This window comes from Flagellimonas iocasae, from assembly GCF_042682725.1.
Lineage (GTDB): Bacteria > Bacteroidota > Bacteroidia > Flavobacteriales > Flavobacteriaceae > Flagellimonas > Flagellimonas iocasae.
The window spans coordinates 1,079,786-1,106,050 of the sequence record NZ_JBHUHU010000003.1 but is presented as its reverse complement, the minus strand read 5'-3'; the positions used below and the strand labels follow the sequence as shown (position 1 = coordinate 1,106,050).

Below are 26,265 nucleotides of genomic sequence, written 5' to 3'. Positions count from 1 at the left end.
CTAACTCAACTCGTCAAAAATGAAAGTATTTCAACTCTTCCTCACCCTTTTAGTATTGCTTCCCTTTCAAGGTGAAGCCCAACGTAGAAACAAAAAATCATCCGACCCCATAGTTACCGTCAATGACTCGCTGTTTCCTGGGATAAAGTGGCGAAACATTGGTCCCTTCCGTGGCGGCCGAAGTGTCACCTCAACCGGAGTGGTGGGTCAGGCCCACACCTACTACATGGGCACCACCGGAGGTGGTATCTGGAAAACTACGGATGATGGTCTGACGTGGAAAAATATTTCCGATGGACAGTTGAAAACCGGTACGGTTGGGGACATTGCCGTATCCGAAAGCAATCCTAATTTGGTATTGGTCGGGATGGGAGAACACCCAGCCCGTGGGGTCATGACCAGCATGGGAGATGGTGTTTATAAATCCACCGATGCTGGAAAAACCTGGAAGCACATTGGATTGGATGAAACCCGACATATTTCAGATGTTATCATAGACCCCACTAATAATGATATTTTATTTGTTGCTGCACAAGGCGCACAATACGGCCCTTCGGAAGAACGCGGTGTATATCGCTCCACCGACGGTGGTGAAACTTGGGAGCGTGTGCTTTTTGTAGATGAAAACACCGGAGTTTCCTCCCTTTCCATGGATATGAACAACCCTTTGATTCTCTATGCGGCCCTATGGCAACATCGTAGATATCCTTGGACCATGGAATCTGGCGGAGCTTCATCCGGGTTTTATAAATCCACTGATGGTGGAACCACATGGAACAAGTTGGAAAAAGGACTTCCCAAGGAATTCGGTAAGTCTGGTATTTCTGTTTCAAGGGCCAATTCTGATGTGGTTTACGCCGTACTTGAAGCGGAAGGTGAAAAAGGCGGGGTCTACAAAAGTGTTGATGCCGGAAAAACGTGGCAACAGACCAGCAAAGACCGTATCAATATTGCGCGTTCTTGGTATTACATGGAAATCTTTGCGGATACCCAAGATGAGAACGTCGTCTATGTGCTCAATGCGCCAGTGACCAAATCCATTGATGGTGGAAAAACCTTCACCCCGGTTCCTACGCCGCACGGAGATAATCACGATTTGTGGATCCATCCGAAGAACAACCAAGTAATGATAAATTCCAACGACGGTGGGTCCAACATTTCCAATAATGGTGGCAAAAGTTGGAGCACTCAGCAAAATCAAGCGACTTCACAGTTTTACCGCGTTATTACGGATAATTTAGTGCCTTACAATGTATATGGCGGCCAACAGGACAACTCGGCGATTACCATTGCCAGCAGAACCAATGATGATGGGATTGACTGGAAGGATTGGCATGATGTTTCAGGCTGTGAGAGTGCCTATTTGGCCTTCGACCCAGATAATCCAGAGGTGGTATACGGAGGCTGCTATCAAGGTATTATTGAAAAATGGATTCGAGCTTCCCGAGAGCTGAAACCCATTAAGGAATATCCAGAACTTGGTCTTGGTAGAATTCCATCGGATTTTAAATTTCGATATAACTGGAATGCCCCGATTATCAGTTCCCCCCACGACCCTAACACCATTTATCACGCTGGCAATGTGGTTTTCAAAACTATGGATGGAGGTATCAGTTGGGAGGTTGTCAGTCCAGATTTAACTCGAAATGACCCTGAGAAACAAGGGCCCGGTGGTGGACCTTACACCAATGAAGCTGCTGGAGGTGAAAACTACAACACCTTGATGTATTTGGTGGAATCACCCCATGAAAAAGGAGTGCTCTACGCGGGTTCTGATGATGGATTGGTCCACATTACCAAAGATGGTGGTGCAAACTGGGAAAACGTTACCCCTCCCAACCTTCAGGAAAGCATTATCAATAGTATTGAGGTTTCCCCTCATGACCCGGCTACGGCGTATGTGGTGGCCATGCGGTATAAGTTTATGGATTTGACACCGTATATTTTCAAGACTTCGGATTATGGCCAAACATGGACCAAGATTACCAATGGCATCAATGGTAAGCATACGTTCCCTCGTGTGGTTCGGGAGGATAAAAAACAAAAAGGGCTGCTTTACGCTGGAACAGAAACCGGATTGTATATCTCTTTGAATGATGGTCAACTGTGGCAACCCCTTCAATTGAATCTTCCTTTGGTTCCCATCAACGATTTGATTATTCACGATAATGATCTTGTGGCCGCTACCGCAGGTCGCTCTTTCTGGATTTTGGATGATTTGGGTGCCATTCAAAACAGTGTTTCGCCAGAGCGAACATTCGCCATCGTTACTCCAAAAGATACCTATCGCTTTTTCGGTGGAAGCTCTGATGAGCCAGTTCCGGGAGTAGGTCAAAACCCAAAATCTGGAGTAACTTTCGATTATTATCTGCCCAAAAAACTGGATTCGGTTGAGTTAAAACTTGAAGTGCTTTCAGCCGGAAAAGTCATTAAGACCATCACCAACCAAAAACCGAAAGATTTCAAAACATGGCCGGGTGGACCTCCAAAACCAGATGTTTTACCTTCGATAAAAGGATACAACCGATTCACTTGGGATTTCACTAAAGATGCCATCCCTTCAGTGGACAAAGTGTTCGTGTATGGAGAATATCTGGGCTCCCGAGTACCTCCGGGCACGTATACGCTACGACTTACCATGGAGGGAGAATCGGTCGAAACCAATGCGGTGATTTTGCCAAATCCCAATATCGATGCAACTCCTGCCGACTTTGCAGAGCAACAATCGGTACTGGCGACCATTGATGAAACCCTAAAAGGCATGCACAAAGCCGTAAACCAAATGCGGGGCGCCAAAACCCAATTGAATCAGTATGAAGAATTACTCAAGGATAATGAGGATGCTTCAGAGCTGCTTGAAAAAGGAAAAGCCTTACTGGAACGAATCACCACTTGGGAGGAAAACCTGATTCAGCCCAAACAAAAGACCTTTCAGGATGTGGTTAACTTCAAAAATCAACTGAATGCGCAACTTATGCATTTAAAGGGGTTTGTGGATGTCTCCGACCCCAAAGTGACCCAAGGTGCAAAACAGCTCCTAAGTGACTTGTTGGCCAAATGGAAAACCTTCGAGGATGAAAAAAATGCCATAGTGGGAAGCGAAATGGAAGCATATAACCAGATGTTCAAATCCTTGGAAATTCCGGCCATAATCCTAACCGACAAATAATGGGAACATCCTTTTGGTTTGACCAAGAATTCATAAAACAAGATTACACTGAGCACAAATTGCCCAAAGGTGATTACGAGAATTGTCGTTTTGTGGATTGTAAGTTTGCCAAGGGATTTTTGGACAATCAAAATTTTGTGGAATGTTCTTTTGAAGGCTGCGATTTCACCAACACCAACATAGCCCATACCATCTTCAACGATGTCACTTTTGTGGACTGCAAGATGGTAGGGCTACAGTTTGAAACCTGTAATCCATTGTTGAGTACTTTTCAATTTAAAGGGTGCAATCTTTCCGTGGCCTCATTTTATGGAATGAACATCCCCCAAACCCTTTTTGAGGATTGCAAACTTCATCAAGTTGATTTTACCCAAGCGCAATTAAAGGAATGTACTTTTCATGTTTCTGACTTTAAGGATGCCACTTTTGATGACACAGATTTGGAACAGGCCGATTTCACTTCAGCCATCAATTTCAACATCGACCCAACAGTTAATCACCTCAAAAAAAGCAAGTTCAGCAAGGATGGACTCATCGGTTTGCTAAAAAAATATGATATTGTGGTTACCTAATCTTATGTCATGGAGGAAAGAAAATGCTTGGAATGCGGAGCAAAACTGCTTGGAAGGGTGGACCAAAAATACTGTTCGGACCATTGCCGTAATGCCTACAACAATCGCCTGAACAAGGATAGTAAAAACTTGGTCCGAAACATCAATAACAAGCTTCGGAAAAACTATCGCATTTTAGATAGTTTTCCCCTAAAGGATGGTAAAACAAGGACCACAAAAATGAAGCTGATGGACAAAGGCTTCGATTTTGAGTACATCACCAATTTGTACACCACCAAAAAGGGGAGCACCTACTATTTTGTTTATGATTTAGGGTATTTACCGCTCGACAATGATTTTTACATGATTGTAAAGCGTGAGTGATAAAAGGAAAGGGTTATTTCCAGTTATGGGCACTAAGTTTCAACGCCGCAATTACAACATCCTTACGACTGATTTGCCCAACCAAGATGCCATTCTTCATAACAGGTAATCGACGTCTGTTGTGTCGATCAAAAACTCCCGCTGCATCAAAGATACTCATGTCATGTGGAACCGTCTCCACGTTCTTGGTCATAAAGCGTTCCACGCTTTTGTCCAAAATAGGTTGATTAAAATAGCGACTTTCTGAAATCTGTTTCATACAGTCCGCTTCAGATACAATTCCCACCAAAAACCCATTGCCATCCAATACAGGGCCACCAGAAATATGGTACTTTGCGAAAGCTTCCATAACTTCTAAAATGGACTGTTCTGGTGAAAAAGTAACCAATTTTTTGGTCATATAGTCCTCTACCAAAATAGGAGCGTTGTATTTTTTCTTTGACTCCTCTTTGGAACGCACGCCTTGAAAACTTTTGATAGCCATAGGGTTATTATTTAGAGTTAAACAATAAATATAAACTTTTTTAGAGAATTGTCTAATTTTTAACGTTAAAATGTACGAACCTTTCATAAATTCATACATTTAAGTACCAACATAACCAAATCATGAAATTTTCTCGCACGCTTGCCCTTTTACTCCTTTTTCTTGCGGTCTATTGGAGCTTTAAATCTTTGATTCCATCCTATACCCCAGATGGAGATTTGACCCAAGAAAAATTTTCAACGGACAGGGCATTGTTCCATGTGAAAAATCTTTCCATTGAACCCCATGGTGTTGGATTTTCAGGACATCCAAGGGTTCGTGCTTACATCATTGCGGAGCTAAAAAAAATGGGCTTGGAAACCATAACCCAAGAAGGGTATACCGCTGGAGATTGGGGAAATTTGAGTAAGGCCACCAACGTTTTGGCCCGAATAAAAGGTTCAGGGAATGGCAAGGCGCTTTTATTGCTTTCCCATTACGATAGCAGCCCCCACTCTTCCTACGGGGCCAGTGACGCAGGAAGTGGTGTCGCCACCATTCTAGAAGGAATCCGGGCTTTTTTATCTGAAAACAAAACCCCAAAAAATGATATTATCGTTCTCATCACCGATGCCGAGGAATTGGGCCTCAATGGCGCAGACCTTTTTGTAAATAACCACCCATGGGCCAAAGATGTGGGACTGGTGCTCAATTTTGAAGCACGTGGCAGCGGTGGACCAAGTTATATGCTCATTGAAACCAATCGAGGGAATGGAACATTGATCAAAGAATTTTCAAAAGCCAATCCAAAATATCCTGTGGCCAATTCCCTGGCCTATAGCATTTACAAGATGTTGCCCAACGACACGGATCTTACCGTTTTTCGGGAAGATGGTGATATAGAGGGGTTCAACTTTGCTTTTATTGATGACCATTTTGATTATCACACGGCTTTGGACAATTATGACAGGCTAGACCGAACTTCTTTAGCACATCAAGGCAGTTATTTAATGCCGCTCCTACACTATTTTTCGGAAGCAGACCTTGACAATCTAAAAAGCCTGAACGATTATGTCTATTTCAATCTGCCATTCTTTAGGTTGGTATCCTACCCATTTGATTGGATTTGGCCCATGTTCGGTCTCGCTGTTTTGGCTTTTCTATTGCTTCTTTTTGATGGATTTCGGAAGAAAAAGCTTCAACTTAAGGACATTTTTAAAGGTTTTATACCCGTTTTGCTCACTTTGGTCATTAATGGCATTCTTGGCTATTTCTGTTGGACCTTCATTACATGGTGGTACCCAGGGTTCAAGGATATGCTTCATGGCTTTACCTATAATGGACATACTTACATTGTGGTCTACGTGATGCTTTCTTTGTCCGTCTGTTTTTGGATGTACCATCAATTCCGAAAAACCACTACCCCAAACCTTCTGGTGGCTCCCATCCTTATTTGGATAATCATCTGCGGTTTGGTTGCATATTATTTGCCCGGCGCAAGCTTTTTCGTGGTGCCGCTATTCGGTTTATTGGCCGCTTTCATGGTCGTCATCAACCAAGAAGAACCCAATCCGTTTTTGATGGTCTTTCTGGCTCTTCCCGCGATTTTCCTATATGCTCCTTTCATAAAAATGTTCCCGGTCGGATTAGGACTAAAGATGATGATTGCCGCTACCCTATTCACCACCTTGTTGTTCTTTCTGGTGTTGCCCTTCTTCGGTCAGCTTAAAAACAAAATCACCTTTGCCTATTTGTTTTTGTTCCTGTTTATGGTTTTTGGTATTTCGAGCCATCTTGATTCTGATTTTAATGAGGAACGCCCTAAACCAAGCAGTCTGCTCTATGTTTACAATGCAGATGATGATTCAGCCATTTGGGCCACTTATGACCAACTTTTGATTGGATGGAACGGTCAATTTTTAGGAAATGAAAAGCGAGTACCTGGACCTGAAGAATACAAAACGTTATCCAGCAAATACGCCACAAAACTCACCTATATTGCCGATACTCAAAAAAAGGACATTCCCCTTCCTTGGATAGACAAAGTGAAAGACACTGTCGTTGGCGAAAATAGAATTATTGAGGTGTGCGTTACGCCAAAGCGAAATGTAAACCGTTTGGATGTTTATACCAACTCCGTACCTTTGAATGCTGCCAGTGTGAATCGTCTTGAACTATCCGATGAGTTCTTACAGAAAAGAAGAAATAAATTGATTACCCATTACATCACTAATAACGATTACACCGAGTTGGAACTGAGTTTCCCAAAAGATTCGGTTTTGGAACTTTCATTTTACGAAGCCTCCAATGACCTCCTATCCCACAAAGATTTTAGCGTTCCCAAAAGACCGGAAACAAGCATTCCCATGCCATTTGTTCTGAATGATGCCATTTTGACCATTAAAACCTTGAGGTTTGACTGAAAAGATTGGTGTATTGGGCTGTGGATGGCTCGGATTGCCTTTGGCAAAACAACTTGTACTCGACTCCCACGAAGTGTTTGGAAGCACCACCTCGGAAGACAAGCTCCTTCAACTCAAAAATGAGGGGATACAACCCTATCAAATAACATTGAAACCGGAGAAGATTCATGGGAATATTCAAGACTTCCTATCCCAAATAGATGTCCTGATCATTAATGTCCCACCGCGACTAAGAGGCAGCTCCACCGAAAGCTTTATTGACAAAATGGTGCTGCTTCGTCAAGAAATCCAAAAATGTGGAGTGGCTAAGGTCATTTTTGTAAGTAGTACTGCAGTTTATGGTGATTTGGAAGGTGAGGTTACCGAGCAAACCCAAACCCATCCCACAAACGAATCAGGGATTCAATTGGTTCAGTCCGAAATGCTTTTTTGGGATGACCCCAACATAAAAACAACTATCATTCGGTTTGGTGGACTCATTGGGCCAGACCGACATCCGGTGACCATGTTGGCCAAAAAACAGGAGCTTAGCAATGGTAACGACCCCGTTAATCTGATTCATTTGGATGATTGCATTCACATGATTCAAACCATCCTTGTCAACCAGTATTGGGGAGATATTTTCAACGGAGTAAATCCCTTTCACCCTTCAAAAAATGACTATTACAGTTCAGAAGCCGCTAAAAGAAACCTTCCGTTGCCACCATATCAAATCGATAATACCCCAAGCAAGGCCAAAGTGGTCATCAGCAAAAACTTTTTGGACAAAGGACACGCTTTCAACACTTCCATTATATCCTGATACTTATGGGATTATTAACAAGATCATATGGATAATTTTTTTAGTTTTGGCGCACTAAATTGAAGATGAATGAAAAAGACACTACTCGTATTGCTCTTGTTGGTTGGCTTTAATGCCATTTCACAGACCAACAACGAACTTCTGGAACACTATAAAGCCTATTACCAAGAAATGCGCATGCAAGGTGATGTCAATGGCGTTATTGGTGCATTGACCCACTTAAATGTACTTTCTCCTTCCAAAGAGCGAAGAGATACTTTGGCGTTTGTTTACATGAACAACAGTCAGCACATGCAAGCCCTAAATACCATTGGTATTGAAAAAAATGAGGCCGATTCTGATCTTGCCGTACAAGTAAAAGCAGTTTCCTTAAAAGCTTTGAACCAACCCAAACGGGCATTGGAGCACTTTGAGATTTTATTCAAAAGAGAACCTTCTGCCTATTTGGCCTATGAGTTGGCTGATTTAAAAATACAGACTGGTGATAATGCTGGAGCGATGTCCAATATTGACTACGGAATTGCCAATTCGCAGGACGACATGAAATATGCCTTCTACGAAAGACAACAACCGTATGAAGTAGCCCTGAAAGCTGCTTTTTACCATCTGAAGGGATTGGTCACGTACAACATGGACAAAAACAATATTGATGCGGCGCTGACTTCCATTGATGAGGCACTAAAACTAGACCCCAATTTTAATTTGGCCAGTCTAAGCAAGCAAGCTTTGGAATCCCGAAAGGAAAAGCCTGAGGGAGAGGGAGGCGAAAACTAATTATTGCTTCTTTTTTAACTCAAGGAGCAATTCATCATCCTTTTTTTCCTTGATTTGAACCAGTTCGCCCACATTTTCATTGGGCACTGCAATCGATAATACATAATGGGCAATTTTCCATTGCCCATTTTCTTTTCTGAGTACTCCAGAACCCCTGCAGATTTTCATCTGGGTATCCAGCAACTCATCAAACCAAGCAAAGTCCTTGGTTTTGTTAATGTAGATATTTCGCTGTACCGAAGTGAAGCTCCAAGCCTTTCCATTATCAAAATAAGGTTTGGAAAACTCCTTGAATTCATTGTTTTGCCAATTTTCCATGGCATCCGTTCCAATAAAAACGGCATCATTGGTCATCTTTCCAAAAAACGCCTCAAAATCAGCATTGGAAGCGGCAAGATGCCAACTATCCAAAACACCGTTGATTTTATCCTTTTCCGTTCTCTGGGCGATTACAGTAATCACCATGAAAAAACCCAGAACCATTAAAATCTTAGTTTTCATCCAATATCAATTCTTTATCCAGTTGGCTGTTCACAATTACATTGAACTGTTTTCGTAACGCGTTGTAGGCTTCAAGCATTTCAATAGTAGGTTGGGTAGTTTCCTGATTTTCCAAAATACTCGCTTTCACTTTGTAGAGATAGGTTTTCATCACCTGTTGCCTACTTTTCACCTGAAAGGTATCGAACAGTTCAGGGTATTTTCCCTCTGCCATTTTTTTCTCCTTTTCAATAAGGTCATCAATGGCTAAACTTAAGTCTTCATTATTAGTGGCTTTGTACAGAACATCTATACTGACGTTAAATGTCGAAAACTCCTTCCAATTTCTAACAATTGCCGTAGCCTCAGGATTAATGGGCAACTTTGAGGGCATTTTTTGAATCTGGAACTCAAGATTCACAGTTTCTGTTTCCTGAGCAGTTTCCTCCTTTTTTTTACACCCCAACAGAATGCAAAAAACAACCAATACACCTAACAATTTTCGCATAAGCGAATGTACAAATTTTAATAAAGGGTATCTTTGCCAACAAACGCAATTAACTTGATTTTTAATGCAAAAGCCTATCCTTATTATTGGCGCTTGTGGCCAAATTGGAACTGAACTGACCATTGAACTCCGAAATAAATACGGCTCCGAAAAGGTAGTTGCCAGTGACATTAGGGAAGGCAGTGATGCATTGATGGCCTCGGGCCCGTTTGAGCTATTGGATGCCACCAATTATGCCGCTATTGAAGATGTGGTGATGCACTACGAAATTGACGAAGTGTATTTAATGGCCGCCATGCTCAGCGCTACTGCCGAGAAATTTCCCATGCGTGCTTGGAACCTCAACATGAATTCCCTATTCAATGTATTGAATCTGGCCAAGGAAAATAAAATCTCTAAAATATTTTGGCCTTCCAGTATTGCGGTTTTTGGACCCAACACCCCAAAGGAAAACACGGCACAAAGCACCATTATGGAGCCCAGTACCGTTTATGGCATCAGTAAACAATCTGGGGAACGTTGGTGCGAATACTATTATAAAAAGTTTGGTGTGGATGTGCGTAGTGTTCGTTATCCAGGTCTAATCAGCTGGAAGACCATGCCAGGTGGTGGTACTACGGACTATGCCGTTGAGATTTATCATGAAGCGTTGGAAAAGGGAGCCTATCAATCTTTTTTGGACAAAGACACCAAGCTGCCCATGATGTATATGGATGACGCCATTAGAGCCACTATTCAACTTATGGAAAGTCCTGCAGAAGACCTAACGGTAAGATCGTCTTACAATTTGGGAAGCATGAGCTTTACCCCACAAGATGTTGCGGAAAGCATCAAAAAGCATATTCCTGACTTTGAAATCAGCTACGCTCCCGATTTTAGACAGAAAATAGCAGATTCCTGGCCAAGCAGCATTGATGATACTTTGGCTAAAAATGATTGGGGTTGGAAACCCGAGTTTGATTTAGATCAAACTACTCACGAAATGCTTACGAATCTAAAAAAAGAAGGGTAGATTATTCCTCCTCAGAGTCCGAATCTGAATCTGAGTCCGAGAAGTCCTCATCGTCATCATCACCTGGGAGTTTACCCAAATCCTCGGTATCAAGGTCATTGTCTTCATCATCGTCGTCATCATCAAAGTTGGCCATGGTGTGCTCCAATTTGGAACTGATCTTCACCAAATATTTGGTGTCCTCGGTTGAAACCTCAACAGCTTCAATCAATTCTCCTTTTAAGTTTCTAAAATTGATGACATCATTATCGCCATAGCCATCGGGGTATTTATCCACCAACAGCTTCAGGACTTCGGGGGTCAATTTTTTATAATCGACAATTACACGTTTGAGGTTATTCATAGCAATGGGATTATCGTCTGATTAATCTAAAATTAGAATAAAAGTATTTGCTGCAAAAAAAATATCAAAAAAAATTAATGCACCCCAATATCAGATTTGCCCCCTGTTTTCTTAATCAACTTTATGTGATGTATCTCCACACCTTTATCTATTGGCTTGAGCATATCGTACATGGTAAGCGCTACCACACTGGCTCCGTGCATCGCTTCCACCTCTACCCCAGTCTTGTAAAACGTCTTCACCGTAATTAGGATTTTGATCTCCAAACCGTCCATTTCATACTCAATTCCACAGAACTCAACGGGCAGTGGATGGCAATCGGGCAATAAATCCGAAGTCTTTTTAACCCCCAAAAAACCAGCTGCCTTACTCATAGAAAGCACATCACCTTTGGGAACCGTCCCGTTTTTAATGGCTTCAATCGTTGACATTGTACTGACTTTGACCACAGCTAGGGCCACTGCTGTTCTATGGGTGGATTGTTTCTGTGTAATATCTACCATCTTCTATGTATTGACTTTCCATTGATACGAATCATCCTCAAAAAGTTCCTTACCAAAAACGGGAACATGTGCCTTTATTTCCTCCACAACAAACTCCAAAGCTTCAAAAGCCACTCTTCTATGGGGCGATGATACAAAGACGAAGAGACAAATCTCACCCGTATTTACTTTTCCTAAACTATGATAGATATGCATGCACGTAATTTCAAATTTGGAAAAGGTACTCTCCCGAATCTCATGGAATTTTTGATTGGCCATACTTTCATAAGCGGTATACTCAATGGCCGAAACCGTTTTGCCTTCAATTTCATCGGCCCTAACCTGGCCCAAAAAGATATCATGGGCCCCAATTTGGGTCTTGGATTGGTGCTTTGAAATGGAATCAGCGATAAATTCCGGAGCTATGGCGCCCTCCACAAATACATTCTTAATCTTGGTCTCCATCCCGCAAGTTTTGCACTAAGGTAAGGAAGAAACGCCTACTTGCTTAATGATAGGTTTTGTAATTTCCCTTTTTAAACCAACTTAATCCCAACCTCATGAGAAAAATTTTTTCTGTAGTATTTTTTTTAGCAGCTATCATGGCTGCCCACTCCCAAACTTCCGTACGCGGCAACATTGTCAATAGCGAGACATCACAACCGCTGGAAAATGCTTCCGTTTATATTAGTCAAATCAATAAGGCCACTGCGAGCGATACCAATGGAAATTTTCAATTTTCCGGACTTGGAAAAGGAGTGTATTCCCTTCAAGTCAGCTTCCTTGGGTTTGAAAGTGAAGTAGAAACCTTGACTGTTGAAGATGAAAAGGAAGTCATCATAAACATCAAACTGGACCCACAACCTTTTGCCATACAAGAAGTAGTGGTTGCTGCGGCGTACGAAAAGCCCCAGCAAGAAGAAACTTTTAAAATAGATGTGATTCCCAAAGAACAGCTATCCAAAACCGGTGGAATGAGCGTTATGGACATCATTCCAAGGGTTCCCGGAGTGGACGCCGTTACCACTGGACCGCTGGTGAGCAGACCAGTAATTCGAGGGCTTTCGAGTAACCGCGTATTGACGATTGTAGACGCAATTCGCTTTGAGACCCAACAATGGGATGACGAGCATGGCATTGGAATAAACGAACTGGGGATGGACCACATTGAAATCATCAAGGGTCCATCCTCGCTGCTTTATGGCCCAGAGGCCATGGGAGGAATTGTCCGCTTTGTGGAGGAAAAACCAGCCGAAGTAGGCACCACAAAGGCCGATGTGGAGGCTATGGCCTATTCCAACAACCGTGGTGGCCGTGTCGAAGCAAGCATCAAAAGTTCCAAAGAAAACTTTAACTGGGGTTTTCGTGCCTTAGGGAAACTACTTTCAGATTATTTTTACGACGGCTTTGATTTTCGTGTTCCCAACACCCGACTATTGGAATATGGCGCGAAGGGATTCGCAGGCATTAATAAACCTTGGGGGAACAGCAAACTCTCCTATACCTTCAACAAAGCATATTACGGCATCCTTGATGGAAAGGATATTGTAAAGGATGAAGATGGGCGAATCATCAACATTGACAGCCTTGAAAAAGAAAAATTCCCATTTGAGATTGAGGCTCCTTATCACGGAGTGACCGACCACCGAATCATCTCAAAAACCACTCTCTTGACTGGGGCTTCAACCATAAAAGCAACGCTTGGTTATCAAAATAACCACCGCACTGAAAATGAAGAATTGGCAGGCAGCAAGAAGGGATACACCTATTTGGATATGATCTTGAAATCCTACACCTACGATGTAAAATGGGTCATGCCTACCATGCACAATTTTCACACCATAGTTGGGTCACAGGGCATGCTTAAGACCAATACCAACGGAGATGATGGTACCACCCAATTGATTCCTGATGCGACCATAAAAGATATCGGCCTCTTTGGGGTGAGTCGATATGAACAAGACCGTTATAATTTTAGCGTTGGGGTTCGGTATGACCACCGAAATTTAGATACCGAAGAGAGTCAAGACCCTTCGGTATTCCAACCAGCCATCTCCCGGAGTTATGACAACCTAAGCTATTCGTTGGGAGCTGCTTTTGAACCCATTGAGCATCTTATTTTTAGGGCCAGCGTAGCTACGGGGTACCGATCCCCCAACCTAAACGAACTCATGTCCAATGGTGTAAAACTGGAAAGTCAACGTTTTGAAGTCGGAAATTCCGATTTCACCAAGGAGACCAATACCGAATTTGATGGTAGTATTGCATACGAAGGCAAGGAAATTTCCATGGAAGGAAGTGCTTTCTATAACTCCATCAATGATTATATCTACATCACCCCTACCAGTGAAGAAGTGAGCAGCAATCTCGACCCCGACGTGATGGTACCTCTATTTGAATTTCAACAAAATGATGCCCATATCTACGGCGGTGAATTTATGCTTAACGTGCATCCAACTGCCATCCCATGGGGTCATTTAGAGAGTTCTGTTTCTACTTTAAAAGGGCAACGTTCCGATAATGACGCGTATTTGTATCAAATGCCACCTACTAAATGGAATAACGATGTATTCATTACTTGGGACCATTTAGGTCAATTGACCGGCTGGACCTTAAATGTTGGAACAAACACTAGCTTTGAACAGCATCAAGTTGCACCCAATGAAATGGAAACGGACGGATATACGCTACTTCATTTGGGATTGGACACCCATTTTAAAAAGATGGAATTTTTTCTGAATGCCAATAATGTTTTGGACACCAAATACCTAAATCACATGAGCCGATTCCGTTCGTATGAAATCTATAGTCCAGGGCGGAACATTTCATTAGGTATTAAAATGCCATTGATGTAAAAAACAACCTAACTGAACGATAAAAAGCCCGATGCAAAACATCGGGCTTTTTAATTACAAGTAAAGGCTTCGCATATTAATTTCGGTCTTCATATGCCGGGCGAGGCGGCGTTTTAAACTGGCTGCTGCTATTGAGGCGGCGCATTACTTCCTGTATTGCGGCTTCCAGTTGAAGGTCTTCTCCGTTTGCCAACTTTTGAAAATCTTGAACTACTTCCATATCAGGATCAACACCATGACCCTCTTTAAACCATTGTCCATCTGGATCATACATTCTAAAGGTCGGCACCGTTATCCCTCCGTTATCAATAAGGTCGGGTGCTCCACTGATTCCAATCAAACCTCCCCAAGTTCGGGTTCCAATAAGGGGTCCAAGACCATATTTTCTAAAGTAATCCGGAAAAGCATCACCCCCAGACCCACTGAATCCATTGATCAACATGACTTTGGGGCCAAAATTAGCTGCTGGTGGCCAGGGCCAGTCTTCCCCATCGCGAACGGCAAAAAATGCGAGCGGTTTTCTATCCAACAATTCCACAAATCTATCTGGAATTTGACCGCCACTGTTAAAGCGTTCATCAATGATGAGTCCTTCTTTTTCAATTTGTCCATAAAACTGGCGAATCAATTCATTTTGACCATCAACTCCAGTGCTTCTTACGTAGACATAGCCAATTTTCCCATCGGTGGCCTCTTCAACACGTTTGCGATTGGCTTCTATCCATTCCAAATGACGTAGTCGAGTTTCCGAGCTTAAGAGTTTTGTGATGACCTTTCGTGAATTTTCAAAAGAAGGTTTGTCATTTACGGTCAATTGAACCGTAGCATCCCCCAATCCTTGCAAGCTCGCAAAGATGGGTTTGGTTATATCAATTTCCTGTCCATTCACAGCAAGAATGTAATCTCCCGTATCAATATCCAATCCAGGCATGGCCAAGGGCGACTTTACTTCAACATCCCATGTGGCTCCAGAAATGATTTTCTTTATACGGAACCGGCCATTTTCAACAGCGACATCTGCTCCCAAATAACCAACGGTGATGGTACTGGCTTCTTCACTATCCCCACCACCATTATAAGTGTGCGAAGCATTCAACTCAGCAATCAAATCACCAATCACAATATTGACATCGTTCCTTGAATTGGCCTGGTCAACAAGCTGTCCGTATCGGGTCTTCATCAAGTTCCAATCCACTCCATGCATCCCAGGATCATAGAAAAAATCACGTTCAATTCTCCAGACATCATTAAAAATTTGCTTCCACTCCTCTTTAGGAACCACTTGCATCACCATTTTTGAAGTGGGAACCGTTTTTTCAATCTTTTGATCGGGAGCAATATCAACCACAGCGAATTTTTGGTTTTGGCTCAATCCGATTTTTTTTCCGTCGGCCGAAACTTCATATCCATCTAGATTTGATATGATGGTTTTTACCTCCCTTTCTTCGATGTCATAAAACTCCAAGGAAGGAGTAGCGCCTCCCGGCGAACCGGAATTGGGATAACGGACAAACAACAACTTACCATCTACCGTAGACAGATTGCCAATGTTTCCCGGCTCAATCTCCAATAACTCCGCCCTAGTTTCAAAACCGGGAATGTCAATGAGCGTAGCAGCTACTTCATCTTTCTTTTCCTCTTCTTTGCCCTTTTTGGATTTCGATGATTTTTCATCTTCTCCTTCCTTTTTTTCCTTCACCGATGATTCATCATTTTTTGGCGCAAGGATTGATGTGGTTTTAGTACTTAAGGTAGTCACAGCGATCTGTGACGAATTGGGATAGATGAAGGTATTATCCAAATCCGAATATACAGGGTTCATCATCCTGTTGGTGGTATAAAAAAGATACTTGCCATCCGCACTGAACACAGGGTTGTTATCCGAATAAAACCCAGAGGTGACCTGAACCGTCTTTTTAGTGGTTAGATTGTATAGAAATATCCCAGAAACAAACACTTTTTCTGTTGGACGGGCGTAGGCAATCCATTTACTGTCTGGTGACCACGATACGCTAAAATTGCGAAGATCATCCTCATAAAATGCCTTCCCATTGTCTATTTTGGTCAAACTTTTTGATGCCAAATCGATAAATTGGATGTCCATGGCCTGATCAATAAAGGCGATTTTTTTGCTGTCCGGGGACCACATTATGGAGTACCGAAATCCACTTGTAAAATCAGTCATAGTGATAGGCGGACCATTCCCGGTCATATCTTTCACAACCAATTGGTATTCGCCACTTTTATCACTCCAATAGGCCAACGACTTACCGTCCGGTGACCACGCGGGATGACGTTCAGCAACCCCAGAGGTGTTCGTTAGGTTAGAGACATAACCTTCCGTGGCGGGAAGGTCAAACAATTCTCCTCTTGCCCCAATCATAACTCGGTTTCCATCTGGAGAAATAGTGGCCGTTTGTATGTAGTGTTCAACACTCTTTTGTTGAGCAATCAGTCCTTTTTGGTCAGATATCAATTGAATATTAATCTCAGTCGTGGCATTTGACCCAATATTGTACAAATACAATTTTCCGCCTGCTTCAAAAACAATATCCGAAGCACTGCTTTGTGGAAATGTGATATCAAAATCCGAAAAATTGGTCAGCTGGGAGTTGGTTTTGGTGTTAGGGTCATATTTCCAGATGTTGTTTCGCTTGTTGGGCCCAGCGTCCGACATATAAAAAATGGCGTCACCAACCCACATGGGCAATTCATCATTTGCGGAATTATTGGTAATATTCTCCGAAACAAAGGTGGCAAGGTCAAAAAGCAATACATCTGGAGCCATACCGCCGCGATATCTTTTCCAGTTCCTGTTAACCCTGGAAAGTTCTGTGAATGCCAACTTTTTTCCATCTGGGGAGAAAGAAGCAAACTCACCATAAGGTACGGGTAATTTGGTAGGAGCTCCTCCTGTAGTTGGCACGGTATAAAACTGACTGAATCGCTGCCGTCCACTTTCACGGGAAGATGCAAAAAGTACTGCGTTTCCGTCTGGCGTCCACCCCAAGACCCTATCTGACATTCCATGATAGGTAAGTCTTGTTGGAATTCCACCATTGACCGATATCACATAGACATCGGTATTTCCTTGATAGTTAGCAGAATAGGCAATTTGTTTCCCATCTGGCGAAAATCTTGGATAGCCTTCCACGCCAACCGTGGAACTTAATTTTACGGCCATTCCGCCAGATTTTGGTGCAATCCAAATATCGTCGCCATACACAAAGCAGACCTGGCTACTGGAAACATCGGGGTGCTGCATTAGACTGCCACTGATTTGGCCTTGAACATAAATGCAACACAACGTGAGAAAAAGAGTGAGTGTTTTCTTCATAATTTTTGATTGGTTTGTTTGATTTACTGAAGTTGTTAAGGAGGGAAATTTAACATCCATTATTTATATTAAAATTCAAATAGTTTAGATTCTGATGACTGCTCAATAGATAGGACGACCGGGGATTGGTTAAGTTACTTATTTTTTTAATTTTTTGAATACTAAGTCAATAGATCCCTTATATTGAGCTTCCAAAAACCAAAAACCTTCTTATTTTAACAATTCATTGAGCTTCTTCCTAGGGCAGACCGCATGTTTGTTGATGAATTCATTTCATCTAAAAAAATATTTTTAACATGTTGTGCGTTATTGGATTATATACTTTTGGCTAATTTTTAATACGGTGCTTTTAATGAGGAATATCCTGCTTACCATTTTCCTTTTCGCTCTGTGCTCATCAATTTCAGGACAGCAAACTTTGCCCTTGAAAATTGGGAATGAAAACATTAAACCCCTAACAAAATTGGTGGATACTTCACTCCAAGCCAACTTGGAAGAAGAAATGTTGAGCAATGAGGTTTGGTCCCATTTGATTTCCCAAAAGAAAATGGCCATTGGCATTGTGGATTTGAGCAATCCAGAAAACGTAAGGTTTGCCCGCATCAATGGCAATTACATGATGTACGCTGCAAGTCTTCCAAAAATTGCCATTCTCCTATCTGCTATGGATGCCATTGAAAAAGGGGAATTACTAGAGACCGCAGAGGTAAAAAAGGATATGCGATTGATGATCAGCAAATCCGACAACGCTGCTTCCACCCGCATGATTGACCGAATCGGGTATGCCAAAATAGAATCCGTGATGACCGACCCCAAATATGCTTTTTATGACGAGGACAATGGCGGTGGTCTTTGGGTAGGAAAACGATATGGCGGCGGCGGAGACACCAACAGAGAACCCCTAAAACAACTTAGCCACGCCGCTTCGGTGACTCAGGTTTGCCGTTTTTATTATTTGCTTGCCAATGGAAAGCTCGTCAATGAAAAGAGGTCCAAGCAAATGTTGAACATCATGGAAAACCCAGAACTGCATCACAAATTTGTGAACACCTTGGACATTATTGCCCCAACTGCACGACTCTTTAGAAAGTCTGGGTCCTGGAAAACCTATCACTCCGATTCCATCTTGGTATGGGGAAGAGACTCAAATCGAAGATACATTTTGGTTGCACTCGTTGATGATCCGGATGGGGAGCAAATCATCCGAAATTTGGTTAAACCAGTGGAAAAAGTATTGAAAAAAACCGAAATTTAGTCATTGGATAGTCCCACGACCAATGATCTATAGACTGGCAAATAACTTTTTTGATATCAGAAAAGGGGAATACAAAATTTCCCTTTTCATGTTTTGCTACATCTTTCTGATCATATCCGTGTTGTTGATTATAAAACCAACAATCAACGCGCTGTTTCTTTCAGAGCTTGGTGCTGAAAAACTCTCCGTTGCCTACGTTTTGGTGGCCCTCACCGCTGTTCTCTCCTCGTTGTTCTACACCCGTATTTTGGCCAAGTTTGAGTTGAATCGTATCATAAAAACTACATTGACCACCTCAATAATTGTCTTGGTGGCCTTGGGAAGCCTATTGAAATTAGGCTTGATGAACACCTATTTGCTTTTCTTTTTCTATATCTGGGTGGCCATTTACGCCGTATTGTCTGCCTCCCAATTTTGGGTTTTGGCCAATTTGGTTTTCAATGTTCGGGATGCAAAACGACTTTTTGGCTTTATCGGCTCCGGAGCGATTTTAGGTGGAATTTTTGGGGGATACCTAACCTCCATTTTTGCCCCTCTTTTTGGCAATGAGATTATGATATTCATTGCCGCTTTGTTGCTTATTGGTTGTTTTCCCTTGTTGCGCTTCATTTGGAGGCTTCGGGTGAACAAATTGGACGAGTTCAAACAGAAAAAGCGCATTTCCTTTACAGATGGGCATCCCTATAAATTAATCAAAAAATCCCGACACCTTACCTACATGGCCTTAACGGTCGCCGTAGGGGTTTTAGTGGCCAAATTGGTGGATTATCTCTTCAGTGATTTTGCTGCTAAATCCATTGAAGACCCAGAAGAATTGACCTCATTTTTGGCCTTTTGGTTTTCTACCTTCAATTTATTGTCGCTTGCTGTGCAACTCTTTCTAACCCACCGGATTGTAGGCATTTGGGGGGTTGGATTCTCTTTGCTACTATTACCTTTGGGTATCCTTTTTGGCGCTGTTTTTTTCTTGATATTACCTGAACTATCAGCAATTGTGGCCATAAAAGCTATGGACGGGGTATTGAAGCAATCCATCAATAAAAGTGCTTCGGAATTGTTGGCATTGCCATTACCCTTCGAGCTAAAAAACCGAACAAAATCCTTTATTGATGTGGTCGTGGACAGCATTGCCACAGGTTTTGCAGGATTGCTGCTCATTTTCTTTGTGAACGGACTGGATCTTGGAACCATGAGCATTACCCTATTGATCATTGGCTTGGTATTGGTTTGGATTTTCTTCGTAGGCGTTTTACGCAAAGAATACTACGCCACCTTCAAAAAAAATCTCGAAAATGCTGCGGACAAAACAAGCAACACCTCTGCCGCAAAAGAGAAAAAAGTATCCGTAGTGGAGGGAATGAAGAGCGTTTTTTCAACCGGAACTGAAGAGCAGCTACTTTTCATGCTCAATAAATTGATGGAAATCAACGATAGAAGATTTTCCGAAGATGTTTTGAAATTGCTCGACCATCCTTCCTTAAAAGTGAAAGCGGCAGCCATGCGCAATCTTTATTTTTTGAATAGTGCCACCATGGTGGTCAACATAAATGAACTTTTGGCGTATGGCGAAGAGGAATTGACATTGGCCACTTTTGAGTATCTGTTGCTTCATGCAGACCAAAATGAAGAATACGTTTTTGACCAGTTTCTGGATGCAGATACCCAATTGATTCGTGATACCGCTCTGTACTGTTTGGCACAGGAAAGTGCCGGAAACATGACCCTAAAATCAAGACATGATTTGGAGGGAAGACTGGGAAAACGCTTGACCCAAAAAGAATCGCCCCTAAATCCGCTGGTATTGAAAACGATTGGTGCTTCGGGATATCCTGAATTTTATCCAGTAATTATGGAATCCCTCGAGGGTAAAGATGATACATTAAAGCAAGCCGCTATTGTGGCTGCAGGCATTAGTATGCGGCCCATGTTCATCAATAAATTATTGTATTTACTTCCCCACAAAGCCACGAGACCTTTGGTCATTGAGGCACTGAACAATTATGGCCCAGGTATTCTTCCGATTTTGGTTTTGCATGTAAAAAATAGGACCATTAATCTTGAGATTTGTCGTTTTGTGCCTGTAGTGATAAAGTCTTTTATGTCGAAGGAAGCAGTCCATTCGCTATTCCAACTTTTTGATGATGTTGACCTCAGCATTCGTCTAGAAGTGGTCCGTGCGCTCAGTGACATCCGAAAAGAACGGCCTACCTTACGATTTAATCGGTTTAAAATAGTGGCCAAGATTTTTGAGGAATGCAAACTGTACCACCAGACGCTTTCAGCCATGCATACCCAAATCATTATCTCCTACCGAAATCGGAAAAAATCGGGTGCAACTATTGATTCCGAAGAACGCGATGCCCGTGCTTCGTTGTTGGAACTTTTAGAACGAAGATTGGACTCGGGTTTGGAGCGCATATTCAAACTTTTGGGATTGAAATATGTGCAGGAAGATGTGCAGAATGCCTATTTGGGGCTTTTAAGTCCCAAAGAAGAATCGCGAAACAAGTCCATAGAATTTTTAGATAACCTGCTTACGGGTAATCTCAAGCAAAAGTTATTGCCGATCATTGAAGAAGCCACGATGGATTTCTCTTCCGAAGAAGCCATCCAGAAAATCAAGCATGCCATTCCAAGCGAGATGGAGTGTTTTGAGCAATTATTGCAAGTTCCTGATGTGAATTTGAGGTTGGCCGTAATCTACCTTATCGGAAAACAAAAAGACAGCCGATTTAAACCCCTTTTGGAGCGGTTTGTAACCGATGAAAATCAGAAAATCAAGGATTTTGCGCAAAAAACCTTGGAAGAAATCAACCTTTCCTAACAATCTTGTCAATGGCCGAGGCCAAATACATATGGTCCGAAGCTGAATTTTTTCGAAGTACGTTGGTCATCAACACTACCATATATCTGCAGTTGTCAGGATGCTCCACAATGATGACGGAGTTCATGAAGTTTTGCACATTGCCCATGTATTTTCCGCACTCTTCGCCCTTACTTCGGTCACATTTATAGAGACTACCCGATTTAAAATAAACGGCAGCTTCCTTCAATGCAGGGGATTGAGCGTAACGAATCCGTCTATCGGTCATGTACATCAAGCGTTTCATTTCCAAGCTGCTTGCTTCATCTATCACTTTGCCCTGTTCCAACTGCACCAAAAACTTCATCAATCCATAGGGTGTGCCGATGCTTCCACCTTTGTCACCCACGTAGGTATTTGCCCCCGAAGTGAAAAAACTGCCCAAACGCCATTCATCGGAAGTAATGCCCAAATCCCGAAGTGGGAGATTCACCACACCATTGGCCAAATCGGTCAAATCCTTTTTGGGGGTTTCCTTAAAATAGGTCATGGCCTCTTCTTCGGTAAGTTCAGGATATTTTTCCCCAAAAGCAGCCATTAAAAGTGCCTCACGCCAAACGATGCTTGCCGCACCATTGTTACTCACGGAAAGCATATGGTCTGCCCATTCATATAGACTGAACACATCGCTGGCTATTACTTGCCGTTTGACCAAAGTATTTTTCTCAACATTAAAAATTGGGATGGTATGCTCATCGGTCAAGCCCCAAACCCCGGCTTTGACCACCTTGTTTTTTAACAATTTGGTACGCAATTCGAAGGAATCGGGGTAAATTTTGGCCAGTTGTTCAAAAAGCGCAGTCAGTACCGCCAATTTGCCCACACTTCCCGGCTGATAACCCAAGGTTTTGTTCCGTTCGGCATAGCGAACGCTGTCAGGGTCGGAAATATCCAAAATGGTCAAGGAATAACTCTTGTCCAAACCACGGAACAACGTACCAATATCCTTTTGAAAGGCTTCATCCACCACAAAAAAGCTTCCCAAACTATCCTCCTTTCTGGACAACAAGTTCAGTTGGATGTCTTCCCAAGATTTCTTAGCACCTTCGGGTAAGGGAGAAGATGTCTCCTTCAATTCCCCATTCTTGATCATTTCAAGACGTTTAAGTCGCTTTATTCCCGTACGCTCATAGCCGTCGATGGGATATTCCACAAATTCGGTGAATCCCAATCCTATCAAACCTAAAAATGCTAAAGCAAGTATCTTTTTCATCTACAATTTTTTGGAAAGTAAAATACGTTTGGCAAGGTCAATCTTTGGGGTGATGGATTCCAAATACGTCGACCCCAACGCCTTTTTATTCTCCACAAAAGGTCGAATTTGGAACAACCAAAGCTTATTGTCTTTAAAGCCCAGTTCCACATCATAGGCACCCTGATAATCAGCATGCGTTTCCTTCGGCACGCGTTCCCGAATGGTACGGGCCAAATCCCGGATTTCATTGATGTTCCGTTCATTCAAAACACGGTCTTGAAACGTGGCTTTTTTCTTTTCGGTTCCACCCGTTTTGGGGAGACCGTTATAAAAACGTTCCCGAGCAGGGGCCAAAAGGGTATACCCTCCTTCATCTTTGATGAGGTATTGTTCCGCTGCCTGACCATCAACAGCACCGCCAGCACCTCTGCTGAATGCCACGGTGAGGTCTTTGTCCGTACCCGAACTGATTCCCTTGGTGATCAAAACGCCGGAATAGTCAACATCTACACTTGGAATTACCAAAATGGACGGAAACACATTCTCAGGGTTCAACAGATATTTTTGACGCCACTTAAAGCTTCGTTCGGTATAGGGTGATGCCCAAACATCCTTGATGCCTTCCAAGATTTTTTCCTTATCCACCGAATTGAAGATGGTGAGGTTCAATCCCGCCCCTGTGAATTCCTTCAAATCCTCCATATTGGTGTCGCTGCGCAGGAAAACGGGTAGCGTTCCCAACTCGGAACCCAAAATTTCCTTGAATCCGGTTTCCAATTGATTGATAAAATCCTCCTGCAATGGCATTTTTTTGATGGCGGCTCTCAACGTTTCCAATTGGCGCAGTTGGTAATTCTCCACCTCCATTTCGGATATGCCCGAAGCCGACATCCGATTGGCCTCTTCGAACATTTTAGTCAAAAATTGCCAATACGAGCCTTCTTGATCGGGCATTTGCTGGTCCATGTGCGTCCTGAAAATGCCAAATGGAATCACCAAGCCTTCTACCACCTTCTCTGGAAACATTTTTTTGAGCTGACCCAAATTTGCGGCTTTGGGACCACATAGTTTACCAGAGTCATCGGCGTCCACGGTTCGCATGTCCAATACTTTGTTTTCATCCAGCCGTATTTGCCCCACAGGAACCTCAATACGTTCTTCTTTTCGTTCCACCTTGGCAAACAATGCCAGCTCTTCGGCTGTCATTTGGTTTTCGGGCTTTAGGATGACATTTCCCTTGTTGGAAACCGCATAGAACACCCGCGTTCCATCATACTTTTGTAGATTTTGAAGGTTTTCATCGGATAGGGCCGCATTCGGAATTCCCAAGTTGCGCGCCAACAATTGCACGTGGGACACCATGTTTCCTTCGGCAACGGTAGCGATACCGGCAACCGGTTTTAAATCGGAAGGCGGTCGTTGGAACACATAGATTTTGTCCGAAGAAACTTCGATATCATCCGAACTGCCACCCACAACCACCAATTCACCAAAGGCATAGCCCGGATTGAGTCCGCGGATGGTACTTTGGTTCTGCAAGTCCATCACTTTGTTCGCCAATTGTGATTCCGCAGAAATGAGATTCCCCAATTCCCCCACGCTTTGACCTAAATGCAAGGCGACGGAACCACGAATCTTATCATCCACAAATCCAGCTGTAAGGGGTTCAAAAGCAACATATTCCTTTACAATGCCGTCATAGTTGGCCTTGACCATAGCCGCACTCCACTCCACCGCAGACCTTGCCCGGTTTAATACCTCGGTCAGTTCTCCAAGCGTTTGTTCCTGAGTTTCATAATTGGTTAAATCGCTGGCCAATTGGTCCCATTCCCATTGCTCCAAATAACCAGACCCGGTAACGGCCATACCCAAATAGCAGATTTTATGAAGGAGTTCCTTTAAGTTTTCAGGTTGATAGTCCGACGAACCTTTGAACACAATCTCTTCGAGCTTTAGTGAAACATCAAGCAGTTGCAGCCGGGCCATGGGTCTTTTCTCTTCCAAAAGACTGTTACGAATATCAAACAAAAGCTGCGAAGCTTGTTCCAACAACAACTTTGAACTATTCATCAATGCCTTATTGGAAGCAAAACTCTCAATTTTTTTTCCTAAATCGGTTCCTTTGGTCAAAGGAGCCATTTTGGGAAGTGCAGCAATATCCAAAGGCTTATGGAATTCCTTCATGGTGGTCACCAACTCATCCAATTTTTTGGACATATCCGCAGTCAGCTTGCTGCTATTCGATTGCTTGAACCGAACTACTTTTTGGATATCGCCTTCTTCGGGTTGACTGTGAATTTTGACTCTTAAATCCATAAAAGGCAGATACAAATCGGAAATCACTTTGGATTCGCTTCGCATTTTTTGGGCCACATTGTCGTCCCCGTTGTGGGGAATATCTTTTAAGGATTGGCGAACCACGAAATACTCATCCTTCAAAATGGCATCCTTCGCCAAAAGCCATTTGTAAAATTCAATACCCCAAGCTTCCTCATCTTCAGCTTGGATGGCACCCCGATAGAACTGCCCTTTTTGATTGATCCAACCATTATCAACGCTCTTCAAATACTTGTCAATTTGGTATTGTTTCAATCGGGAATGGTCATTTTCAGTATCCCAAAAAGGTTCTTGATCGGTATAGGCCAGAATCTGGCCCAAATAAATGTGGTTTGATTTTCCCAAAGCCACCACCTCATCTTTATAGCGAGCATGTTGTACGCCTGGTCCAATGTCATCAGGGCAGGGATCTTTGGGCGCGCGAATACTTCCATCCGTACAGAACCAACGGATGTCCTTATAAGGTCCGCGAATATCGTTCTTGAACTTATTGACCAGCACGGAGATATCCTTGGGCTCCATTTTTTGAGCCTGAACGGGATATGGGAATGCAATGATAAAGAGTAGTACAATCCTATAAAAACGTTCCATAGCAATCACGTCTTGAGAAAGGTTCTTTGTAGTAAATATATTCAAATAACATCACAATTTGTTATTCTTGAACTCATCTAGCACTCTCCATTTTAAAGAAAATGAGAAAGCCTTAAAAGAAAAATGAGTTAAAACGAAAAAGAAATTTGCTTCATATTTTGTAACTGACATGAGAAAGTAACCTCGGCAAGAATCAAAGTTTTCCTTGGGTCTTAGGTTATTCTGGGTCTTCACTTTTCTTTTTTAAAACTATTGTAAATTTCTCAACCTCTGTGATAGATTTGATTCTTTTCATACCAAATGTATTCAAGACAATATAAACAAGTGGATCATATTGATTCATATACCTTGAATATCAATGTTATTTAACCATAAAATGATGGCGTTGTTTAATCATCTAAGTAAATGGTAAATCAAAAAAGGAATCGATTGTCCCTAATG

At 42.5% G+C, this 26,265-nt stretch carries 19 protein-coding genes; 10 read left to right on the top strand and 9 right to left on the bottom strand.

Annotated elements, in window-relative coordinates:
- The first annotated feature begins 19 nt into the window (after positions 1-19).
- Genes ACFSJE_RS12135 through ACFSJE_RS12125 form a run of 3 tightly spaced genes read left to right on the top strand, consistent with a single transcriptional unit; the run spans position 20 to position 4,104 of the window.
- Positions 20-3,169, top strand: coding sequence for a VPS10 domain-containing protein (locus ACFSJE_RS12135; RefSeq protein WP_379831236.1), 3,150 nt, complete (start codon positions 20-22; stop codon positions 3,167-3,169).
- Complete coding sequence (locus ACFSJE_RS12130) at positions 3,169-3,741, top strand: pentapeptide repeat-containing protein (RefSeq protein ID WP_379831235.1); 573 nt, start codon at positions 3,169-3,171, stop codon at positions 3,739-3,741. Before ACFSJE_RS12135 ends, ACFSJE_RS12130 begins: the two co-directional genes overlap by 1 nt.
- A gap of 9 nt (positions 3,742-3,750) precedes the next feature.
- The gene (locus ACFSJE_RS12125) at positions 3,751-4,104 is read left to right on the top strand and encodes a hypothetical protein (protein ID WP_379831234.1); all 354 of its coding nucleotides are present in this window, start codon (positions 3,751-3,753) and stop codon (positions 4,102-4,104) included.
- Between the two features lie 13 nt (positions 4,105-4,117).
- Here the strand turns inward: ACFSJE_RS12125 and ACFSJE_RS12120 are convergent, their stop codons facing one another.
- On the bottom strand, positions 4,118-4,588 hold the full coding sequence (locus ACFSJE_RS12120) for a CBS domain-containing protein (protein ID WP_379831233.1): 471 nt from the start codon (positions 4,586-4,588) through the stop codon (positions 4,118-4,120).
- Positions 4,589-4,710: 122 nt separating this feature from the next.
- On the opposite strand from ACFSJE_RS12120, the gene ACFSJE_RS12115 reads away from it, so the two are divergent.
- The 3 genes from ACFSJE_RS12115 to ACFSJE_RS12105 all read left to right on the top strand — a co-directional run bounded on the left by ACFSJE_RS12115 (position 4,711) and on the right by ACFSJE_RS12105 (position 8,566).
- Entirely contained in the window at positions 4,711-6,990 is a 2,280-nt protein-coding gene (locus ACFSJE_RS12115) for a M28 family peptidase (RefSeq protein ID WP_379831232.1), read from the top strand.
- Positions 6,983-7,792 carry an SDR family oxidoreductase gene (locus ACFSJE_RS12110; protein WP_379831231.1) on the top strand — a complete coding sequence of 270 codons (810 nt, stop codon included), beginning with the start codon at positions 6,983-6,985 and terminating at the stop codon, positions 7,790-7,792. The genes ACFSJE_RS12115 and ACFSJE_RS12110 overlap by 8 nt, the downstream gene beginning before the upstream one ends.
- Before the next feature lie 69 nt (positions 7,793-7,861).
- Positions 7,862-8,566 (top strand): hypothetical protein, encoded by a 705-nt coding sequence (locus ACFSJE_RS12105; RefSeq protein ID WP_379831230.1) that lies wholly within the window; start codon positions 7,862-7,864, stop codon positions 8,564-8,566.
- On the opposite strand, the gene ACFSJE_RS12100 is transcribed toward ACFSJE_RS12105, so the two are convergent.
- Together ACFSJE_RS12100 and ACFSJE_RS12095 are read right to left on the bottom strand one after the other, a co-directional pair.
- A complete protein-coding gene (locus ACFSJE_RS12100; RefSeq protein ID WP_379831229.1) occupies positions 8,567-9,067 on the bottom strand; it encodes a nuclear transport factor 2 family protein in 501 nt (166 codons plus the stop codon).
- Entirely contained in the window at positions 9,057-9,554 is a 498-nt protein-coding gene (locus ACFSJE_RS12095; protein ID WP_379831228.1) for a hypothetical protein, read from the bottom strand. Before ACFSJE_RS12095 ends, ACFSJE_RS12100 begins: the two co-directional genes overlap by 11 nt.
- 64 nt (positions 9,555-9,618) lie before the next feature.
- Between ACFSJE_RS12095 and ACFSJE_RS12090 the strand changes: the two genes are divergently transcribed.
- Positions 9,619-10,566 (top strand): NAD-dependent epimerase/dehydratase family protein, encoded by a 948-nt coding sequence (locus tag ACFSJE_RS12090; RefSeq protein WP_379831227.1) that lies wholly within the window; start codon positions 9,619-9,621, stop codon positions 10,564-10,566.
- Between the two features lies 1 nt (position 10,567).
- Here ACFSJE_RS12090 and ACFSJE_RS12085 read toward each other — a convergent pair whose 3' ends face one another.
- From ACFSJE_RS12085 to ACFSJE_RS12075, 3 genes are all read right to left on the bottom strand, one after another.
- Complete coding sequence (locus tag ACFSJE_RS12085; RefSeq protein WP_379831226.1) at positions 10,568-10,909, bottom strand: hypothetical protein; 342 nt, start codon at positions 10,907-10,909, stop codon at positions 10,568-10,570.
- A 74-nt stretch (positions 10,910-10,983) separates the two neighbouring features.
- Positions 10,984-11,412, bottom strand: coding sequence for a cyclic pyranopterin monophosphate synthase MoaC (moaC, locus tag ACFSJE_RS12080; protein WP_379831225.1), 429 nt, complete (start codon positions 11,410-11,412; stop codon positions 10,984-10,986).
- 3 nt (positions 11,413-11,415) lie between these two features.
- Positions 11,416-11,856 carry a molybdenum cofactor biosynthesis protein MoaE gene (locus ACFSJE_RS12075; RefSeq protein WP_379831224.1) on the bottom strand — a complete coding sequence of 147 codons (441 nt, stop codon included), beginning with the start codon at positions 11,854-11,856 and terminating at the stop codon, positions 11,416-11,418.
- A 95-nt stretch (positions 11,857-11,951) separates the two neighbouring features.
- On the opposite strand from ACFSJE_RS12075, the gene ACFSJE_RS12070 reads away from it, so the two are divergent.
- The gene (locus ACFSJE_RS12070) at positions 11,952-14,246 is read left to right on the top strand and encodes a TonB-dependent receptor (RefSeq protein ID WP_379831223.1); all 2,295 of its coding nucleotides are present in this window, start codon (positions 11,952-11,954) and stop codon (positions 14,244-14,246) included.
- A 76-nt stretch (positions 14,247-14,322) separates the two neighbouring features.
- Here ACFSJE_RS12070 and ACFSJE_RS12065 read toward each other — a convergent pair whose 3' ends face one another.
- On the bottom strand, positions 14,323-17,583 hold the full coding sequence (locus ACFSJE_RS12065) for a S41 family peptidase (RefSeq protein ID WP_379831222.1): 3,261 nt from the start codon (positions 17,581-17,583) through the stop codon (positions 14,323-14,325).
- Between the two features lie 424 nt (positions 17,584-18,007).
- Between ACFSJE_RS12065 and ACFSJE_RS12060 the strand changes: the two genes are divergently transcribed.
- Both ACFSJE_RS12060 and ACFSJE_RS12055 read left to right on the top strand, forming a co-directional pair.
- Positions 18,008-18,838: a serine hydrolase gene (locus ACFSJE_RS12060; RefSeq protein ID WP_379831221.1), complete on the top strand. Its 831-nt coding sequence runs from the start codon at positions 18,008-18,010 to the stop codon at positions 18,836-18,838.
- Positions 18,839-18,926: 88 nt separating this feature from the next.
- On the top strand, positions 18,927-21,662 hold the full coding sequence (locus tag ACFSJE_RS12055) for a hypothetical protein (protein ID WP_379831220.1): 2,736 nt from the start codon (positions 18,927-18,929) through the stop codon (positions 21,660-21,662).
- On the opposite strand, the gene ACFSJE_RS12050 is transcribed toward ACFSJE_RS12055, so the two are convergent.
- Positions 21,649-22,914, bottom strand: a complete 1,266-nt coding sequence (locus ACFSJE_RS12050) for a serine hydrolase (protein WP_379831219.1) — start codon at positions 22,912-22,914, stop codon at positions 21,649-21,651. The genes ACFSJE_RS12055 and ACFSJE_RS12050 overlap by 14 nt on opposite strands.
- Positions 22,915-25,824: a PEP/pyruvate-binding domain-containing protein gene (locus ACFSJE_RS12045; protein WP_379831218.1), complete on the bottom strand. Its 2,910-nt coding sequence runs from the start codon at positions 25,822-25,824 to the stop codon at positions 22,915-22,917. It abuts the gene before it with no gap.
- Positions 25,825-26,265 lie beyond the last annotated feature (441 nt).

Excerpts from the sequence above, each read along its gene's own strand:
- ACFSJE_RS12075 (WP_379831224.1), bottom strand. The coding sequence starts at position 11,856 with ATGGAGACCAAGATTAAGAATGTATTTGTGGAGGGCGCCATAGCTCCG.
- ACFSJE_RS12090 (WP_379831227.1), top strand. The coding sequence starts at position 9,619 with ATGCAAAAGCCTATCCTTATTATTGGCGCTTGTGGCCAAATTGGAACT.
- ACFSJE_RS12045 (WP_379831218.1), bottom strand. The coding sequence starts at position 25,824 with ATGGAACGTTTTTATAGGATTGTACTACTCTTTATCATTGCATTCCCA.
- ACFSJE_RS12100 (WP_379831229.1), bottom strand. The coding sequence starts at position 9,067 with ATGAAAACTAAGATTTTAATGGTTCTGGGTTTTTTCATGGTGATTACT.
- ACFSJE_RS12070 (WP_379831223.1), top strand. The coding sequence starts at position 11,952 with ATGAGAAAAATTTTTTCTGTAGTATTTTTTTTAGCAGCTATCATGGCT.
- ACFSJE_RS12115 (WP_379831232.1), top strand. The coding sequence starts at position 4,711 with ATGAAATTTTCTCGCACGCTTGCCCTTTTACTCCTTTTTCTTGCGGTC.
- ACFSJE_RS12105 (WP_379831230.1), top strand. The coding sequence starts at position 7,862 with ATGAAAAAGACACTACTCGTATTGCTCTTGTTGGTTGGCTTTAATGCC.
- ACFSJE_RS12135 (WP_379831236.1), top strand. The coding sequence starts at position 20 with ATGAAAGTATTTCAACTCTTCCTCACCCTTTTAGTATTGCTTCCCTTT.
- ACFSJE_RS12130 (WP_379831235.1), top strand. The coding sequence starts at position 3,169 with ATGGGAACATCCTTTTGGTTTGACCAAGAATTCATAAAACAAGATTAC.
- ACFSJE_RS12050 (WP_379831219.1), bottom strand. The coding sequence starts at position 22,914 with ATGAAAAAGATACTTGCTTTAGCATTTTTAGGTTTGATAGGATTGGGA.
- moaC (WP_379831225.1), bottom strand. The coding sequence starts at position 11,412 with ATGGTAGATATTACACAGAAACAATCCACCCATAGAACAGCAGTGGCC.
- ACFSJE_RS12055 (WP_379831220.1), top strand. The coding sequence starts at position 18,927 with ATGTTTTGCTACATCTTTCTGATCATATCCGTGTTGTTGATTATAAAA.
- ACFSJE_RS12120 (WP_379831233.1), bottom strand. The coding sequence starts at position 4,588 with ATGGCTATCAAAAGTTTTCAAGGCGTGCGTTCCAAAGAGGAGTCAAAG.
- ACFSJE_RS12065 (WP_379831222.1), bottom strand. The coding sequence starts at position 17,583 with ATGAAGAAAACACTCACTCTTTTTCTCACGTTGTGTTGCATTTATGTT.
- ACFSJE_RS12125 (WP_379831234.1), top strand. The coding sequence starts at position 3,751 with ATGGAGGAAAGAAAATGCTTGGAATGCGGAGCAAAACTGCTTGGAAGG.
- ACFSJE_RS12095 (WP_379831228.1), bottom strand. The coding sequence starts at position 9,554 with ATGCGAAAATTGTTAGGTGTATTGGTTGTTTTTTGCATTCTGTTGGGG.
- ACFSJE_RS12085 (WP_379831226.1), bottom strand. The coding sequence starts at position 10,909 with ATGAATAACCTCAAACGTGTAATTGTCGATTATAAAAAATTGACCCCC.